Raw genomic sequence first — 16,902 nt, 5'->3', positions numbered from 1 at the left:
AGCCATGGATTTCGAACTCACCGATGAACAGGTCATGTTGCGCGACACGGTTCGCGACTTGCTGGCCCGCAACTACGATCCCGAGACCCGCCTGAAGGTCACCGACACCGAACTCGGCTGGAGCCGCGATGTCTGGAACCAGCTGGCCGAACTCGGCGTGCTCGGCCTGAGCTTCACCGAGGAGGACGGCGGCGTCGGCGCCGGTCCCGTCGAGACGATGGTCGTACTCGAGGAGATCGGGCGTCGGCTCGCACCCGAACCGCTGCTGGATGCGGTGCTGGTGCCGGGCGGGCTGGTAGCGCGGGTCGGCAGTGCCGAACAGCGGCAGCGGATTCTGCCCGAGGTGACGGGCGGCACCAAGCTGCTGGCGTTCGCGCACGCCGAGCCGGGTGTGCGCTGGCCGTCCACCGAACTCGTGACCACCGCTGTGCAGCAGGGGGATTCGTGGGTGCTGACGGGTCTGAAGAATCCGGTTCCGCACGGCGACAGCGCCGATGAGCTGGTCGTCAGCGCGGTGCTGCCGACCGGTGGTATCGGACTGTTCCTGGTGGATGCGGCCGGGGTGCAGCGCAAGTCGTACCGGACGCTGGACGGTCAGCGTGGCGCGCAGATCGAATTCGACAAGGTCGCGGGCGAATTGCTCGGTGACAATAGCGACGCCGCCGAGGCGGTGCAGGTCACGATCGGACACGCCCAAGCCGCGCTGTGCGCGGAATCCATCGGCGCGATGGAAGAGGCGCTGCGGCTGACGACCGATTATCTGAAGACGCGCAAGCAGTTCGGCGTCACTCTGTCGAAGTTCCAGACGCTGACCCAGCGGGCGGCGAATATGTATGTCTCGCTGGAACTGGCGCGCAGCATGAGCCTCTACGCGAACGCGTCGCTGGCCGACGCTGAATCTCTCGGCCACTCCGCAAGCTCCGTGGACGCGGTGGTTGCCTCGCGGGCGCGGCTGCAGGTCGGCCGGTCGGCTCGGCATATCGGCCAGGAGGCGATCCAGATGCACGGCGGCATCGGCGTCACCGCGGAATACCCGGTGAGCCATTACGTCGCTCGGCTCACCGCGATCGAGCGCACGCTCGGTGGTGGGTTGGAGCATCTGCGGGTGCTCAGCGCACAGGTCGGTGACTACGACCTGCCGGAGCTGTAGGGCTCGGTAGTTCGAACGGCGGCGCGTGCGAGGTACGCGCCGCCGTTTTGCTATTCGTCGTCGCTCAGGCCCGGCGAGGTGGCCGTCGGCACGCGGCGCGTCGTGGTCGGCGGATCTTCGGTGGGCTGGTCGACGGTGGTCGGACGCGGCTGGGTGTTGGGCAGCTCGAACTCGGTGTTGAAGCCGGGCGGCGGTACGGCTGCTGGAGTGGAGGTCCGCGACCCTCGGGTCGTGGATTCCGGCAAGGCCGTCGGCGGCACGGTGAAATCGACCGGCTTGCGCGGCTGTCCCGGCGCTACCTTCCAACTCGGCGAGGGCGGGATGATCACCTTCGGTGCCGCCGAGGTGGTGGTGCCGTAGCGCACGGCCGGGACCGCGTCGTTGGCGTCGTTGGCGGACTTGATCGGTGGGGGCGCGACGTAGGTGTCGTCCCTGCCGAGTCCGCAGGCTCCGATGAGAACGAGTCCGAGCGAGACCGCGCCCGCGGCGATCACCGGACCGGCGATCTTGGCCCTACTGCTCTCCATCGGTAACACTCCTCGTCGTTCGAGTGGGGCTCACAATAATCGAGGCCGGTCGCCCCGGCCAGATGAGGGAAACACGTTGGGCGCGCGGCAGTGCCAGCGCAGATTAAACAGCGGTGATTCAGATATCGAATTGGTCTCTTCGGCGTGTCGCGGGCACGTGTCGTGGTCGAACCACGTCTCGGGGCCGTAGCGTGTGATCAAAGTTACGCGTGAGACGCCAGTACCTAGATGAGAGACGCGCGGTGCAAATCGGGCGACGGCAATACTCTGATCGGCGTCATCGAGGAGTTGATGATGGGAGCTTACTCGACAACTCCGTTGCGAGCCTCCGCCGCGGCCGACGAATCGGCCGCCCCGGAAACCTCGCAGCAAGTCGTGTCGAACCCGCCGGGGCGCACCCTGTCCACGATTTTGTCGCGGATAACGGCCTGGCTGATTTTCATCGGCGGCATTGTCGGAGCCGTGCTCGGCATCGCCGGACTGCACGTCGAAATCACCGTCGCCGGACTGATTCTGGCGTGCACCGCCGGTCTGGTGCTGCTGAAGCTACGCGCGGACCGAACGAGCTGAACCGTGCCCGCGGCTGCGGGAAAATTGCGAGCGCACGGGGCTTTCGGGCTCTAGCGTGATTCGGTATGAGGATCGAGATCACCGCCGACGCCGCGCGGTTCCGGTCGCTGACCGAACCGTTTCTGCTGCGTGATCCGTTGCGGCACACGGTGATCGCCACCGGCATCGCCAACCACCTGACCGGCATGCAGGTAGACGCCGACCACTCGCGGTTCCTATCGGTCCACGACGAGGACGCGACGGTGATCGGTGTCGCCATGCGCGCGGCCGGACGCGGGATGTATCTCGGTGAGCTGCCCGTGGGAAGTGTTGTGCCCGTTGCCGATGCGCTGGCCGAGGTCGCCGCGGACGCGGACGGGGTCGAGGGCGCGACCGACGACGCCGCCGAATTCGCCGAGCACTGGGGCAAGCGGTACGGTGTCGGCTATCGGGAGGCGTACTCGACCCGCCTCTACCAGCTCGCGGACCTGAACTTTCCGATTGTCGCCGGATCAGCCCGCCGCGCAACCGATTCCGACGTCGGCCTGTGCGTCGATTGGGCCGAAGCCATGCGCCGCGAATCCGGTATGCCGCCGCCGAGCCTGACTGCCATCGCCATCCGGAACCGCATCTCGACCGGCCGCTGGTGGCTCTGGGAGCTCGACGGTAAACCCGTCTCCCTTGCCGCACACCAGGTTCCGGTCTTCGGATGGTCCCGAATCGGCCCCGTCTACACCCCACCCGGCCACCGGGGCCACGGCTACGCCAGCATCCTCACCGCTCACGTATCCCGCACCCTGCGGTGGCAAAACCTGAACGTCTGCCTCTTCGCCGACACCGCCAACCCCACCGCGAACCACATCTACCGAACCATCGGCTTCGAACCCGTCCGCGATTTCACGCACTACCAATTCACCTAGGCCACAATCGCTCCCTGCTCGCCGCGCGCCGAACTTTCCGCGTTTCTTTAGATTTCGACGGGGGCTGGGGTGACCCATTCGAAGGCGGTGGCTTTGGAGCGGGTGCCTTCGGCGGTGCGGGAGCGGTTGGGTTCGTTCAGGTCGGTGAGTAGGGATTCGGTGAGGGTAACCAGAGTGGCCAGGGCTGGTGGGGTGAACCAGTTGGGGCGGGTGGCGAAGAGGATGTCTTCGGTGGCGGTGTTGCCGCTGGCGCCGGGGGCGAAGGGGCAGCCGCCGAGGCCGCCGAGGGAGCCGTCGACCATGGTGGCTCCGGCCTGTAGGGCGGCAAGGGTATTGGCCACGCCCATGCCCCAGGTGTCGTGACCGTGGAAGACGATGCGGCGGTGTGGGGTTCGGCCGCGCACCGCCGAGATCAGCTCGGATACCTGGGTCGGGTGGGCCTGGCCGAGGGTATCGGCGATGACGATGTCGCAAGCGCCCTCGGTGCGCGGATCGTTGGCAATTGCCAGAACTCGCTCGGGATCAACGGGACCGTCGAAGGGGCAGGTGAAGCTGGTGGCAAGGCAGAGTTGGATTTCGCCGCCCGCCTCCCGCGCCAACCGAACCGCATCCGGCATGGCGGCGACACTGTCCTCGGTGCTGCGGCCGATATTGGCCTTATTGTGCGCGTCCGATGCGGAGAAGCAGTACTGGAAGTTGCGTACGCCCGCGGCGGCGGCCTTCTCCACATGGCGCGGCGTGGCCACCCAAACCCAACAGCGCTGCAGCTCTTCGGGGCTCAACGCGGCAATGAGATCCATGGTGTTGGCCATCGGCGGCACCAGATCGGGACGCGCCATCGAACCGATCTCCAGTGCGGGCACGCCGACGGCGAACAGCTGGCGCACGATATCCACCTTTCGCTCAACCGGCAGCACCTTTCCGGTCAACTGCAGCCCGTCGCGCAATGTCACATCGCGCAGCATCACTCCTCCTCCTGCGCATCCCGGACCGGCGGCGCCTGACGCACATGCGGCGGCACGCACATCACGCCACCGCAAGGCTTTTCGTTCGAAGCGGGGGTGGGATGCACTGTCGGACGCACGTGTCCGGGCGCACTCACTTCGCGCACACTGCGCCCCGGCGGTCGACGCCTGCCGTATACCCGTCGCGTCATACCGCCTCCACTTCATCGATACCGGCGCGCATCACGCCTCCAACCCGGCGATATCGGCATCGCTCATTCCGAGCAGTTCCGACAGCACCTCGCGCGTGTGCTCACCCAGGTCCGGACCGACATTGCGGATCGGCAGGGACTTTTCACCGATCACCGGCACGATGCCGGGAAAGCCGACCGTCTTCGGTTGCGGCGCACCGACATCCACCGGGAACGGCTGAATCATATTGCGCGCCTTGTACTGCGCGTCGACGACGATGTCTGCGGCAGTGTAGATGGGACCGCACGGAATGGCGGCCGCCTCCAATATTTTCAGCGCCTGGTCGCGGGTATGCCGCACGGTCCATTCGGCAATGGACGCGTCGAGCCGTTCGCGATTGCGCCAGCGTCCGGCGTTGTCCTGCAGTTCCGGATCGGCGGCCAGATCGGGACGGCCGATCACCTCCATATAGCGCTGGAAGATGGCATCACCGTTGCCGCCGATAATGATGCTCGTACCGTCGCTGGTCGGGTAGGCATTACTCGGCGCGATGCCCTCCATCCGCCCGCCGACCCGCTCGCGGTTGATGCCGTAGGCAAGATAGTCGGGCACGAGCGATTCCATCACCGACAGGATCGCCTCGTTCAACGCCACATCGATGACACGTTCCCCCAGCGGAATCGATGCGTTGGTGCGCTCCCGCTGGAACAACGCCATCACCGTGCCGAACGCCGCATAAATCCCCGCGATCGAATCACCGATGGACACACCGACCCGCACCGGCGGCCGATCCGGATCCCCGACCAGTTCACGCAGTCCGCCGACCGCCTCGGCGACCGCCGCGAACCCGGGCCGTGCGGCCAGTGGTCCGGTCTGGCCGTAAGCGGAGATCCGCGTGATCACCAGTTCCGGATTGACCTCGTTCAGCACATCCGGGCCGAGGCCCCACTTCTCCAGCATCCCCGGCCGGAAATTCTCCAACAGCACATCGCAATGCCGGAGCAGATCCAGCACGATGCTCCGGCCCGCTTCGGTGCGCAGATCCAGCGTGATCGACTTCTTGTTCCGGTTGATAGTGCGGTACAGCATCGAGGTATCGCCGCCGTAGAGCCGCCAGTTGCGTAGCTCGTCCCCGGCCTTCGGCCGCTCCACTTTGATCACCTCGGCACCGAAATCGCCGAGGATGCGACCAGCGGTCGGCGCGGCGATGTAATTGCCGAGTTCCAGGACGCGAACCCCGTCCAGCGGGCTGATACTCATGGGCATCAGTCTGTACCATCGCGCCGCCCGGCAGCGGCCCGACCTGGTACCTCGGCGAATGCGGGTAAAGCACCCGCACGGCCCCTCAACTGCCGCAGCACAATCGGAGGTACTGCGGCAGCCGTGCGATCGTCGTCACACTTCGAGCGGGGAAACTTCCTCGATGATCGAGTAGTGCTCGGCATTGCCATGGTGCGAGGTGCTCTTGACTCCGTCGACACCGACCGGGATATCCCCGGCGAGGGTGATCCGGGTCAGCTTGCGCGGCTGGTCGTCGTAGTCGTCGACGGCGTAGTGCTGGGTGGCGCGGTTATCCCAAATAGCGACGTCACCGGGCTGCCAGTTCCAGCGGGTGGTGTTCTCCAGCCGGGTCACCCGGTCTTGGAACAGGCGGAACAGCGCCTGGGACTCGCTGGTGGAGACCCCTACGAAACGCTTGACGAAGTGCCCGACCAGCAGTGCGCGTTCCCCGGTCTCCGGGTGCACGCGCACCACCGGATGCTCGGTCTCGTAGTAGTCGGACTGGAATTCGGCGCGGTAGGCATCGGTATTCGGGCCGCGCCGGTCGACGTCGGTTGCCGCGTAGTCATAGAGGTTGGTGTGCACCGCCCGCAGGCTCTCGGCCAGGCGCTTGAGCGGCTCCGGCAGCGAATCGTAGCCGGCGACGGTGGAGGCCCACGTGGTCGAGCCGCCGTAAGTAGGCAGGGTGACCGCGCGCAGGATGGAGGCCTTCGGGATCCGGTCGACGAAGGTGACGTCGGTGTGCCAGCTGTTGGCGCGGCCGTACTCCGAGTCGATGGCCAGGCTCTTGACACCGTGCGAGGTGACCGTCGGATGCGGGGTGGTCGGGGTACCGAGCAACTGCGCGAACTCGTACTGCCCGTCCTCGGTCAAATGATCCTGACCACGGAAGAAGATGACCTTGTGCTCGAGCAGCGCGCGCCGGATCACCGCGACGGTTGCCGCGTCCACATCGCCGCCGAGCCGGACATTGTCGACTTGGGCGCCGATGCGAGCGCCGGTTTTGGTCACGGTGGCGGTTGTCTGGGCGTAGTCGACCGTCATGAGATCACCTTCGCTGGTTGAAATCGGTTGATGCGCCATCGAGCACACCACCGAAACCTGCACCCCAACCAGGGTTTCCATCGCCCTGATCCCAACATGGCACCCCGCCGAACGTAGTCATGTGGCGGCTGCGCGCGTGGGCAGAGCCGCCATTCGACTCCCCTTTATGCGCTGTCCGCTCGGGTTGATGATTCAGCGTTCGGCAGGCTTGTGGCGGTCGCATGCGTCTGCGCGCGCCTTCTGATCTACGTCTTTCTTGCGCACACCCCGAATGGGGGTGGGGACGGGCGGGGCGATCAGCCGACGTGCTCGCGCAGGTACGCCAGGTCCTCGGCGACACCCTCGGCGGGCGTCTCCAGGATCACCGGAGCATCCGCCGTCCGGCACACCTCGGCCAGCAGCTGCGGATCGATCGTGCCGTCCGCGAAGTTGGCATGACGGTCTGCGCCCGAATTGAATTCGTCGCGGGAGGAGTTCAGGTGCACCAGGTCTATCCGGCCGGTGATGGCCTTGATCCGCTCGACGACGCCGACCAGATCCTCACCGCCCGCCCAGGCGTGGCAGGTGTCCAGGCAGAAGCCCGCGCTGAAATCGCCGACCGCGTCCCAGAGCCGGGCGATCGAATCGAAATGCCGGGCCATGGCGTGGTTACCGCCCGCGGTGTTCTCGATCAGGATCGGCACCGCGAAGCCGCCCTTGTCCTGCTGACGCTCGAACAGCTTGCGCCAGTTATCGATTCCGGTTTCCAGTTCGCCATCGGAGCGCACATGTCCGCCGTGCACCACCAGACCGAACGCACCGATATCGGCGGCGGCCTTCGCTTGCTGCGCAACCGCATTGCGCGACGGCATGCGCAAGCGATTGTTCAGGCTGGCCACATTGATCTGATAGGACGAGTGCACCACCACATCGATCGGACTGGCGAGGATCTCCTCGGTCCGCGGATGCGGGGTCGGTTTATCCCAACTCTGCGGGTCGACGACGAACAGTTGGATGACATCGGCGCCGAGTTTTTCACCGAAGCCGATCGGATCGCTGTCGAGCCGGACGTGTGCTCCAATGCGCATGGGGCCGAGCCTAACGACTGCCACCGACAACGTCTTCGCCCACCGCAACGAACATGTTGCGTCCGGGCCGTGCGAACAGATACATCGGTAGGATCCAGGTGCTCGACCCGATACGGGGGGTGAATCCACTGTGCTGCGAACTGGCGATGTTTTCGCTGGGTACACGATCAAACGCGTGCTCGGCCAAGGCGGTATGGGCACCGTGTACCTGGCCCGGCATCCGCGTCTGCCGCGCCTGACCGCGCTGAAATTGCTGAAGCGCGAACTGTATACCGATGCCCAGATCCGGCGCCGCTTCGAGCGCGAGGCCGATCTGGTCGCCCAGCTCGACCATCCGAATATCGTCACAGTCTACGACCGCGGCGCCGAGGATCAACAGTTGTGGATCTCGATGCAATTCGTGCCGGGCGCGGATGCCTCCTGCGCGGATGTCAACGTGCTCGCCCCCGGCCGCGCGGTGCAGATCATCGTCGATACCGCTGCCGCACTGGATTTCGCACACGGCAACGGCGTACTGCACCGGGACGTGAAACCGGCCAATATCCTGCTGGCCAAGGCCCCGATCGGACAGCCGGAACGGGTGCTGCTCACCGACTTCGGTATCGCGGGCATGCGCGACGGTGAATCCACGCTGAGTTCGGCCGGAACCATTACCGCCACACTGGCCTACGCCGCGCCGGAACAACTGACCGGGACGCCGGACTACCTGGCAGACCAGTACTCACTGGCCTGCTCGCTGTTCTGGATGCTGACCGGTGCCGCGCCCTTCCAGGGGGCGAATCCCATGGCCGTCATCAATGGGCATCTGTATGGGGCGATACCGTCGCTGCGTCGATATCGCCCCGACGTACCACCCGCGCTGGACGCGGTGCTGGCGCGGGCCATGGCCAAACGGCCCGCGGACCGGTTCGTCAGCTGCACCGAATTCGCGCAGGCCGCCCGTCGGGCGCTGCTGTCGTCGATGTCGCACCCGCATCAGGGGAACGGGTATCACGGTCCGTCGATGGGGCCCGGCACCGAGCATCCTCGCGAGGCCGGTGCGGCCCGAAACCCGGTGCCCTCTGCAAACGCGGTGCCTCCCAACACTTCCGGGCAAGTCGGCAGTGGCAGAACCGCGCGGCCGCCCGAGCCGACAAACCGCTCCGCCGCTGAGCCATCGAGAACATCTCAGCCGCGCCTGCCGCTGCCACCGCGCCGCTCACCGCGACCCGGCACCATCGCCCTGCCCGATATCCCACGTCGCCCCGGCAGAACGCCGCCCGGACCCGCGCCGCGCCCGCCGCCATAGCCGAAGACGATCGGATATCGCCTGCGATACCTATAAGTCGACGATAACCAGGGCTTAAGCGAATCCTGCTAAGGTTTCGATGTTTTCCGTGGTCAGAAGGTCCTGATCGCGCATTCTTATGCTGTACGCCTGTTCATCGGTGGGTCCCGGTGGCGGCGGGAAGTGGAGCAGACATGCTGGCCAGCGGTGACGTATTCGCCGGTTATGTCATCGATCGGCAACTGGGTCGCGGTGGCATGGGTTCGGTGTACCTGGCGAAACATCCGCGACTGCCGCGGATGACGGCGCTGAAGCTGCTGAATCGGGAGATGTTCTTCGATAAGGAGGTGCGGGCGCGGTTCGAACGGGAGGCGGATCTGGTCGCCCAGCTCGATCACCCGAATATCGTCACCGTCTATGACCGCGGCCTCGACGACGAGCAGTTGTGGATCTCGATGCAGTACATCGATGGCATCGATGCCGCGTCGGTCGATCCCAAGTCACTGCCGCCGGAGCGGGCAGTCCAGATCATCAAGGAGACCGCCGACGCGCTCGACTACGCGCACGGCATGGGTGTCCTGCACCGCGATGTGAAGCCCGCGAACATCCTGCTGGCCCGCTCCGGTGGCGGCCGCGGTGAGCGGGTCTACCTGACCGACTTCGGCATCGCGCGGCTGCGCGACGACACCGGTCACCTCACCCAGACCGGCACCTTCACCGCCACCCTCGCCTACGCCTCGCCCGAACAACTCACCGGCGCATCGCTGGATCACCGATCGGATCAGTACTCGCTGGCGTGCTCGCTGTTCTGGCTGTTCACCGGGTCCGGTCCGTTCGCGGCGACCAATCCGGCGGCGGTGATCCAGGGACATCTGCAGGCCGCGCCGCCGGCGCTGAGCAGTGTTCGCCCCGGCTTGCCCTACCAGTTGGACGCGGTGATGGCCAAGGCCATGGCCAAGCGGCCCGACGATCGGTTCGCCTCCTGCTCGGAATTCGCGCAGGCCGCCAAGCACGCACTGACCAATCCGAGCGTTCCGTCGATGCCGGTGGTCGGTGGACCGCGTCCGGGCACCGTTCCGGCGATTCCGGTGACAGGTGTGCCACGGCCGGTTACCGGCCAGCCGATACCGGTGACGAACGGGCCGTACCCGCAGACCGCCGGACCGTATCCGCAGACCAGCGGGCCGTATCCGCAGACAAGTGCACCGCACACTGTGCAGCCGCAGCCATTGGCGCCGACGACCGTCAATCCCGCATCGCAGGGCATCCCACATCCGCAGCCGGTGCAGACCGCGCCGACCCAACAGCAACCGCATCCGAGCAATCCTTACAACCAGCAGCCGCTCGGCTTCGCGACGCGGCCGCCGATGGGTGGACCGCGCCCGCCCGCGCCGCCGCAACGCAAATCGAATGTGGGGCTGATCGTCGCGCTGTGCGTCGGTCTGGTGATCCTGTTGGTGATCGTGGTCGCGATCATCGGTGCGCTGTCGAGTAGCGGTTCGTCGAACTCCGGCGGCAGTAGTACGACGACCTCGTCGAGTTCGTCCTATGGTGGCAGCGGCTCGGTGGATGCGACGGCGGCCGCGATCAGCAAAGAGTTCCCGCGCATGGTGCCCGCCAGCGAATCCGATTCGGTCGGCTACAACGGCGCGAAATGCAATGCTCACAAGACCGGCGACCTGACCCTGCCCACGCCGGGCACGCCGGACTTCGGCGCCTGGGCCGCGCAGTGGGATTGCTACGGCGGCGGTGACAACGACGACCCGTTCTACACGATCTACGTCTACAAGAACGCCTCCGACGTGCAGAAGGCGCTGAGCAACCTACCGTCGGACGCCACCAAGTCGACCGATACCAATGGCGGCAAGACCTACACCAACTACAAGTTCGTCAACGACGGGCCCAAGATCGTCACCGCGTTCACCGGCGACAGCAAGCGCGCCCAATTCCTCATGTACGCAGATGGTTTGGCGGGCGCTCAGGACAAGGTCCTGCGCTGGTGGCGTTCGGCCCCGCTGAACTGACAGCCGAACCGGGCGCGAGACTCGACGGTCCACTCAACGTGGTCATGGGTTTGACCGGCAATGCACTGTCCCTCGATGACCTGCGCGAGCGCGGCGTACGCCGAGTCACTGTCGGCGGCAGCATCTTCCGCGCCATGTATCGCCAATTGCTCGATACCGCACACGAATTGGCCGATCGTGGCACCTTCACCTACGCCGCCGAGCAACTCACCCAGAACGACCTCAACAACCTCTTCCGCCGCTGATCAGCGCTCCAGGTAGGGGCGTTTGCGCTGGTTCGTCGGCTCACGCACATCGCGCGGCATTCGAGGGGAACCGGCGGGCGTGAATTACGGCGAGTTCGATCGCCGGTAGAACCGACGCCCATGAGCCCCGCACTGCATATCACCCGGGCATTTATTTGCGGCAGCGCGTTCCCAGGCACAGGGCGCGGAGAGCATCCGAATTCGGGCGCGGAACCTTGCCTGCCCTACGTCACTCGTAGTACTGTCCAGACACATGTCCATCATGTGTGTGGACGGATATCCCAGGAGGATTTTCATGACCCTGGTCAAGCCGCTGCGGGTTTCTGGAGGCGAGCACGAGCACGGGCATCTCGAGGAATTCCGCGTGGATCCACTGGCTTTGATGCGGCGGGTGCGGGCGGAATGCGGGGATGTCGGGGCATTCGATCTCGCGGGGCGGCATGTGATTCTGCTGTCCGGCGCCGAGGCCAATGAGTTCTTCTTCCGGTCGGGCGACGAGGATCTCGATCAGGCCGCCGCCTATCCCTTCATGAAGCCGATTTTCGGCGAGGGCGTGGTGTTCGACGCCAGTCCGGAGCGGCGCAAGGAGATGCTGCACAATCAGGCGCTGCGCGCGGAGCAAATGCGCGGACACGCGGCGACCATCGGGCGCGAGGTCGAGCGCATGCTCGCGAACTGGGGCGATGAGGGCCAGATCGACCTGCTCGACTTCTTCGCCGAGCTGACCATCTACACCTCATCGGCTTGCCTGATCGGCAAACGCTTCCGCGATGAACTCGACGACCGCTTCGCCCACCTCTACCACGATCTGGAGCGCGGCACCGACGCGCTGGCCTATGTGGACCCGTACGCGCCGATCGAAAGCTTCCGCCGTCGCGATGCCGCCCGTGCCGAACTGGTCGAATTGGTGCAGGGCATCATGGACGGCCGCGCCGTGAATCCGCCGGCGAACAAGGAAGATCGGGACATGCTCGACATCCTGATCTCGATCAAGGATGAGCAGGGGCAGCCGCGATTCAGCGCGAGCGAAATCACCGGAATGTTCATCTCGATGATGTTCGCGGGCCATCACACCACCTCTGGCACCGCGGCCTGGACGGTTATCGAATTGCTCAGGCATCCTGCGGAATTGCGTCGGGTGGTCGATGAACTCGACGAGCTGTACGCCGACGGTTCCGATATCAGTTTCGGTGCGCTGCGCCAGATTCCGAATCTGGAGGCAGTGCTGAAGGAGACCTTGCGGCTGCATCCACCGCTGATCATTCTGATGCGGGTGGCGCAGGGTGAATTCGAGGTGTGCGGTCATCGCATCGCACCGGGCGATCTCGTGGCGGCGACTCCGGCCATCTCCAACCGGATTCCAGAGGACTTCCCGAATCCGGATCTCTTCGACCCGAAACGCTATATCGATCCGAATCAGGCGGATATCGTCAACCGCTGGACCTGGATTCCCTTCGGTGCGGGCCGTCACCGCTGTGTCGGTGCGGCCTTCGCGCTCATGCAGCTCAAAGCGATTTTCTCGATACTGCTGCGGGACTGGGAATTCGAGATGGCACAACCGTCCGACAGCTACCGCAACGACCACAGCAAGATGGTGGTGCAGCTGCAACAGCCGTGTGCGGTCCGCTACCGCAGGCGGCGAAAGGCATAGGCGAACACCCAGTTACGGGAGCGTGCGCGGGAAGATTCTGTGCCCCATGGACTTGGCGAATTCGCTTGTAATGTGAAGACATGATCACGCTCAAGAAGGAAGATGGTGCCGCGGATCTCAACGGCATCACCAAGCTGACGGTCGGGGTGAGTTGGGACCCGTCGGGGGGCACCAGCGGCGGCGCGCTCGGAATGCTGCGCCGCAAGCGCGGTGTGGATCTGGATCTGATCGCCATCCTCATGCAAGGCGCCGAGCCGGTGCGTTTCGCCGGTCTGGACTCGCTCGACCCGCTGGGCAACGGTTCGGTCCAGCACACCGGCGACGAACAGACCGGCGCCGCCTCCGGAGACGACGAATCGGTGCATGTCACCTTCGCGAATGTGCCCGAGGCCATCGACGCGATCATTTTCGTGGCCGCGGCTTTCAAGAAGGGCTCATCGTTCGAGAAGGCCAACAACATCTCGTTCAAGATCTACGACGCGTCCGGCGGCGGTACCGAGCAGGTGGCCGATATCTGGCCGTCGCTGCTCGGCACGGACAACGCCAATGCGGTGGCCAAGGCGTTCCGCAACGGCGGAAGTTGGCAGCTCGAGGTGCTCAACCGCAAGGGCAAGATCAAGCAGGGCGATAAGCAGGCCCTACTGCACTTCGCCATGGCGTGAGCATGCGCGCCGGAGCTCTGGCGAGGAGCTCCGGCCGCTGCTGGTGCTACAGAACGGCTTCGACGGCCGAAACGACCGCGGCGTCGTCGGGTGTGGTGCGCGGCCGGAACCGGCCGACCACCGCACCTTCGCGATCGATCAGGAATTTCTCGAAGTTCCACTGGATATCACCGGCAGTGCCCTCGCCATCCGCGGTCTCTACCAGTGCCTGGTAGAGCGGATGCCGGTCCTCGCCGTTGACATCGGTCTTCTCCAGCAGCGGAAAGTCGACGCCATAGGTGGTCGAGCAGAATTCCGCGATTTCCTCGGCGGTACCCGGCTCCTGGCCCATGAACTGGTTGCACGGCACCCCGACCACGCTGAAACCGCGTTCGCCGTAAATTTTCTGAAGTTCGACGAGCCCGGTGTACTGCGGTGTCAGCCCACACTTAGAGGCCACATTGACCAGCAGTACCGCCTTGTCTCCGACCAATTCGCCCAGTGTTGCCGGGGCGCCGGAGAGGGTACGTAGGGGAATGTTGCGGATATTCATTCGTATCGCACCTGCCAGTTCTTGATTCCGTTGATCCACCCCGATCGCAACCGTACCGGATCGGCGACCTGGCTGATCTCGGGCATCTCATCGGCGATCGCATTGAACATCAGGTCGATCTCCAGTCGCGCCAGATTCGCCCCGACGCAATAATGCGCACCGGTGCCGCCGAATCCGACGTGCGGATTCGGATCGCGCAATACGTCGAAGGTGAACGGATTTTCGAAGGCGTCCTCGTCGAAGTTGGCCGAACTGTAGAAGATTCCCAACCGTTGGCCCTGCTTGATCTGCTGTCCGCCGAGTTCGGTGTCCTGGGCGGCGGTGCGCTGGAAGGCATTCACCGGGGTCGCCCAGCGCACGATCTCATCGGGTGCGGTGCGCGGCCGCTGCGCCCGGTACAGCTCCCACTGCTGCGGATGGTCCACGAAGGCCTTCATGCCGTGGGTGATGGCATTGCGGGTGGTCTCATTGCCCGCGATGGCGAGCAGGATGACGAAGAAGCCGAATTCGTCCGAACCGAGTCCTTCGCCGTCGACATCGGCATGCACCAATTGGCTGACGATATCGTCGACCGGACAGGCGCGCCGCTCTTCGGCCATGTTCCAGGCATAGCCGAGGATTTCGGCGAAGGCGGTGGTGGCGTCGCCGTATTCCGGATCGTCGTAGTTCAGCGTCTGGTTGGACCATTCGAACAGCTTGTGGCGGTCGTCATTCGGTACGCCGAGCAGTTCCGCGATGGCCTGCAGCGGCAGTTCGCAGGCCACCTGCTGGACGAAATCGCCGCCGCCGCTTCGCTTGGCCTCGTGCACGATTCGCGCCGCGCGTTCGGCGAGCGTGGCGCGCAGGCCCTCCACCGCACGCGGGGTGAAGCCCTTGGAGACGATCCGGCGGATCTTGGCATGCTTGGGCGCATCCATATTGACCAGCAGCGCACCGGTGAGTTCGATCTGCTCCGGAGTGACATCGTCGGGCAGCCGGATGATCGCGCCCTTCTGTGCCGAGGAGTAGATTTCCGGGCTGCGCGAAATCTCCTTCACGTCTTCGTGTTTGCTGACCACCCAGTAGCCGCCGTCACGAAAGCCGCCCGAGGTCGCATCCGGCTGCGCGCACCACCACACCGGCGCCGTGCGGCGCAGGGTTGCGAATTCCTCGACCGGCATGCGGTTTTCCCACAGCCCCGGGTCGGTGAAATCGAAGCCTGCCGGGAACGCGGGCGCTGCCATAGCTACCTCCTGGGGTGAAAAGTGTTTCAGCGCAGCCTGAGTCGGCGCATGAGTCGTAGCGTCGTCAGCGTCGTCTTCAGTTGCTTCTCGTAGGGCAGGCCCGCGCGGGCCGCCATGACCTGGCGCTTCTGCACGCCGATATTCACGGTGTCGGTGTATTTGAGCAGGCCCTGATCGCCATGCCTGGTGCCGACGCCGGATTGTTTGACGCCGCCGGACGGGGTGCCCTTGGCGGCGTAGGTGGTCACGAAGCCGTCGTTGATATTGATATTCCCGGCCTCGAGCTGCGCGCCGATGCGGTTGGCGCGGGCCAGGTCTCGGCTCCAGACGCTGGCATTCAAACCGTAGGTGGTGTCGTTGGCGAGCCGGATGGCCTCCTGCTCGTCGGTGAACCGGTAGACGCTCACCACCGGACCGAAGGTTTCCGCGGTCGCGTGCGTCATCTCCGGGGTGACATCGGTCAGCACGGTGGGTTCATAGAATGCCGGGCCGATATCCGCTCGCGCTTTGCCACCGGTCAGTACTGTCGCGCCCTTCGCCCGGGCGTCCTCGACATGCGCCGCGACTCGCTCCATATGTTGCACCGATACCAACGAACCGAATTCTGGTGTGAAGTCGTAAGCCGCGCCGATCTCGGCGTTCAATTCCTCCGCGGCTGTGACCAATCGGCGCACGAACTCGTCATACAACTTGTCCTGCACATAGATCCGCTCGATGTGCATACATGCCTGGCCGGAATTCGCGAAGACCGCGAATGACGCACCGGGAATCACCTCGTCGAGATTCGCGTCGTCCAGCACGATCATCGGGTTCTTGCCGCCGAGTTCGAGGCTGCAGCCGATCAGATTGCGGCCCGCGCCTTCGCCGACCACCCGTCCGGTCGCGGTGGAGCCGGTGAACATGACGAAGTCGGCATTGTCGATCAAGGCCGGCCCCACATCGGGACCCTCACCGCAGACGACCTGGAACAGCCCCGTCGGCAGACCCGCCCGATACAGCAGCTCCACCCCGAATAGCGCGCACAGCGCGGTCTTGTTATCGGGCTTGAGTACGACGCCGTTGCCCGCCATCAGCGCGGGCATCGAATCCGACAGTGCGATGGCGAATGGGAAATTCCACGGCGCGATGACCGCGACGACGCCCTTGGGGCGGTGTTCCTCGGTCGAGGTGGTGATCAGTGGCACCGGGCCGCCGCGCCGCTTGGGCGCGAGCGCCCGGCGTGCGGTCTTCAGGTAGTGGCTGATGACCATCGGGACATCGCAGGATTCCTCGAAGGCCATGCGGCGGGTCTTACCGCAGCCGATCTGGATCAGGTCGGCAATGGTTTCGTATTCGGCGAGTATCAGGTCGTGTGCGCGTTGGAAGACCTCGAGGCGGCGCTGCAGCGGCCAGGCGGCCCACTCCTTCTGGGCCGCGCGTGCGGTCGCATAGGCGGCGGCGACGTCCTCGGGCGTCGATTGCGGTAGTTCGCCGACCACGGCGCCGGTGTAGACCTCGACCATCGAATACGCAGCGGCGGTGCCGGAGGCCGCGATCATTTCGGTGAGCCTGCCGATCAACGTTTCGGTGATCCGGGCGGGCAGCGCCGGTGCGGAATCCTTCTTTGCTTCGGTTGTATTCATCG

Annotated in this window: 17 protein-coding genes; 8 read left to right on the top strand and 9 right to left on the bottom strand. The window is 65.1% G+C overall.

Annotated features, from left to right (window positions below; genetic code table 11):
- Positions 1 to 4: 4 nt before the first annotated feature.
- The gene (locus tag AB0J47_RS12210) at positions 5 to 1,150 is read left to right on the top strand and encodes an acyl-CoA dehydrogenase family protein (protein ID WP_364344180.1); all 1,146 of its coding nucleotides are present in this window, start codon (positions 5 to 7) and stop codon (positions 1,148 to 1,150) included.
- Between the two features lie 50 nt (positions 1,151 to 1,200).
- Here the strand turns inward: AB0J47_RS12210 and AB0J47_RS12205 are convergent, their stop codons facing one another.
- On the bottom strand, positions 1,201 to 1,677 hold the full coding sequence (locus AB0J47_RS12205; protein WP_364344177.1) for a hypothetical protein: 477 nt from the start codon (positions 1,675 to 1,677) through the stop codon (positions 1,201 to 1,203).
- A gap of 228 nt (positions 1,678 to 1,905) precedes the next feature.
- Here AB0J47_RS12205 and AB0J47_RS12200 point away from each other — a divergent pair, with 228 nt between their 5' ends.
- Positions 1,906 to 2,247, top strand: a complete 342-nt coding sequence (locus AB0J47_RS12200; RefSeq protein ID WP_364344174.1) for a hypothetical protein — start codon at positions 1,906 to 1,908, stop codon at positions 2,245 to 2,247.
- A gap of 65 nt (positions 2,248 to 2,312) precedes the next feature.
- On the top strand, positions 2,313 to 3,146 hold the full coding sequence (locus tag AB0J47_RS12195) for a GNAT family N-acetyltransferase (RefSeq protein WP_364344171.1): 834 nt from the start codon (positions 2,313 to 2,315) through the stop codon (positions 3,144 to 3,146).
- A gap of 47 nt (positions 3,147 to 3,193) precedes the next feature.
- Here AB0J47_RS12195 and AB0J47_RS12190 read toward each other — a convergent pair whose 3' ends face one another.
- From AB0J47_RS12190 to AB0J47_RS12170, 5 genes are all read right to left on the bottom strand, one after another.
- A complete protein-coding gene (locus AB0J47_RS12190; protein ID WP_364344168.1) occupies positions 3,194 to 4,111 on the bottom strand; it encodes a hydroxymethylglutaryl-CoA lyase in 918 nt (305 codons plus the stop codon).
- Positions 4,111 to 4,302, bottom strand: coding sequence for a hypothetical protein (locus AB0J47_RS12185; protein WP_364344165.1), 192 nt, complete (start codon positions 4,300 to 4,302; stop codon positions 4,111 to 4,113). The genes AB0J47_RS12190 and AB0J47_RS12185 overlap by 1 nt, the downstream gene beginning before the upstream one ends.
- Positions 4,303 to 4,333: 31 nt before the next feature.
- The gene (locus AB0J47_RS12180) at positions 4,334 to 5,542 is read right to left on the bottom strand and encodes a CaiB/BaiF CoA-transferase family protein (RefSeq protein ID WP_364344162.1); all 1,209 of its coding nucleotides are present in this window, start codon (positions 5,540 to 5,542) and stop codon (positions 4,334 to 4,336) included.
- A 135-nt stretch (positions 5,543 to 5,677) separates the two neighbouring features.
- Complete coding sequence (locus AB0J47_RS12175; protein WP_364344159.1) at positions 5,678 to 6,607, bottom strand: TauD/TfdA family dioxygenase; 930 nt, start codon at positions 6,605 to 6,607, stop codon at positions 5,678 to 5,680.
- A gap of 296 nt (positions 6,608 to 6,903) precedes the next feature.
- A complete protein-coding gene (locus AB0J47_RS12170; protein WP_364344156.1) occupies positions 6,904 to 7,674 on the bottom strand; it encodes a deoxyribonuclease IV in 771 nt (256 codons plus the stop codon).
- 130 nt (positions 7,675 to 7,804) lie between these two features.
- Here AB0J47_RS12170 and AB0J47_RS12165 point away from each other — a divergent pair, with 130 nt between their 5' ends.
- The 5 genes from AB0J47_RS12165 to AB0J47_RS12145 all read left to right on the top strand — a co-directional run bounded on the left by AB0J47_RS12165 (position 7,805) and on the right by AB0J47_RS12145 (position 13,523).
- Entirely contained in the window at positions 7,805 to 8,962 is a 1,158-nt protein-coding gene (locus AB0J47_RS12165; protein ID WP_364344153.1) for a serine/threonine-protein kinase, read from the top strand.
- Positions 8,963 to 9,135: 173 nt separating this feature from the next.
- Entirely contained in the window at positions 9,136 to 10,965 is a 1,830-nt protein-coding gene (locus tag AB0J47_RS12160) for a protein kinase (protein ID WP_364344150.1), read from the top strand.
- Complete coding sequence (locus tag AB0J47_RS12155; protein WP_364344147.1) at positions 10,941 to 11,210, top strand: isocitrate lyase/phosphoenolpyruvate mutase family protein; 270 nt, start codon at positions 10,941 to 10,943, stop codon at positions 11,208 to 11,210. The genes AB0J47_RS12160 and AB0J47_RS12155 overlap by 25 nt, the downstream gene beginning before the upstream one ends.
- 295 nt (positions 11,211 to 11,505) lie before the next feature.
- On the top strand, positions 11,506 to 12,861 hold the full coding sequence (locus AB0J47_RS12150) for a cytochrome P450 (protein ID WP_364344144.1): 1,356 nt from the start codon (positions 11,506 to 11,508) through the stop codon (positions 12,859 to 12,861).
- 80 nt (positions 12,862 to 12,941) lie between these two features.
- The gene (locus tag AB0J47_RS12145) at positions 12,942 to 13,523 is read left to right on the top strand and encodes a TerD family protein (RefSeq protein ID WP_364344141.1); all 582 of its coding nucleotides are present in this window, start codon (positions 12,942 to 12,944) and stop codon (positions 13,521 to 13,523) included.
- A 46-nt stretch (positions 13,524 to 13,569) separates the two neighbouring features.
- On the opposite strand, the gene AB0J47_RS12140 is transcribed toward AB0J47_RS12145, so the two are convergent.
- From AB0J47_RS12140 to AB0J47_RS12130, 3 genes are read right to left on the bottom strand one after another with little or no spacing between them, the layout of a single operon-like run.
- Positions 13,570 to 14,055 carry a glutathione peroxidase gene (locus AB0J47_RS12140; protein WP_364344138.1) on the bottom strand — a complete coding sequence of 162 codons (486 nt, stop codon included), beginning with the start codon at positions 14,053 to 14,055 and terminating at the stop codon, positions 13,570 to 13,572.
- Positions 14,052 to 15,278 carry a cytochrome P450 gene (locus AB0J47_RS12135; protein WP_364344135.1) on the bottom strand — a complete coding sequence of 409 codons (1,227 nt, stop codon included), beginning with the start codon at positions 15,276 to 15,278 and terminating at the stop codon, positions 14,052 to 14,054. The genes AB0J47_RS12140 and AB0J47_RS12135 overlap by 4 nt, the downstream gene beginning before the upstream one ends.
- Before the next feature lie 26 nt (positions 15,279 to 15,304).
- The gene (locus AB0J47_RS12130) at positions 15,305 to 16,900 is read right to left on the bottom strand and encodes a succinic semialdehyde dehydrogenase (protein WP_364344132.1); all 1,596 of its coding nucleotides are present in this window, start codon (positions 16,898 to 16,900) and stop codon (positions 15,305 to 15,307) included.
- Between the last annotated feature and the right edge of the window lie 2 nt (positions 16,901 to 16,902).

It is taken from the genome of Nocardia sp. NPDC049737, assembly GCF_040674755.1.
Taxonomy (GTDB): Bacteria; Actinomycetota; Actinomycetes; order Mycobacteriales; family Mycobacteriaceae; genus Nocardia.
The sequence above is the reverse complement of the archived record's forward strand: the minus strand, read 5'-3'. Positions and strand labels throughout refer to the sequence as shown.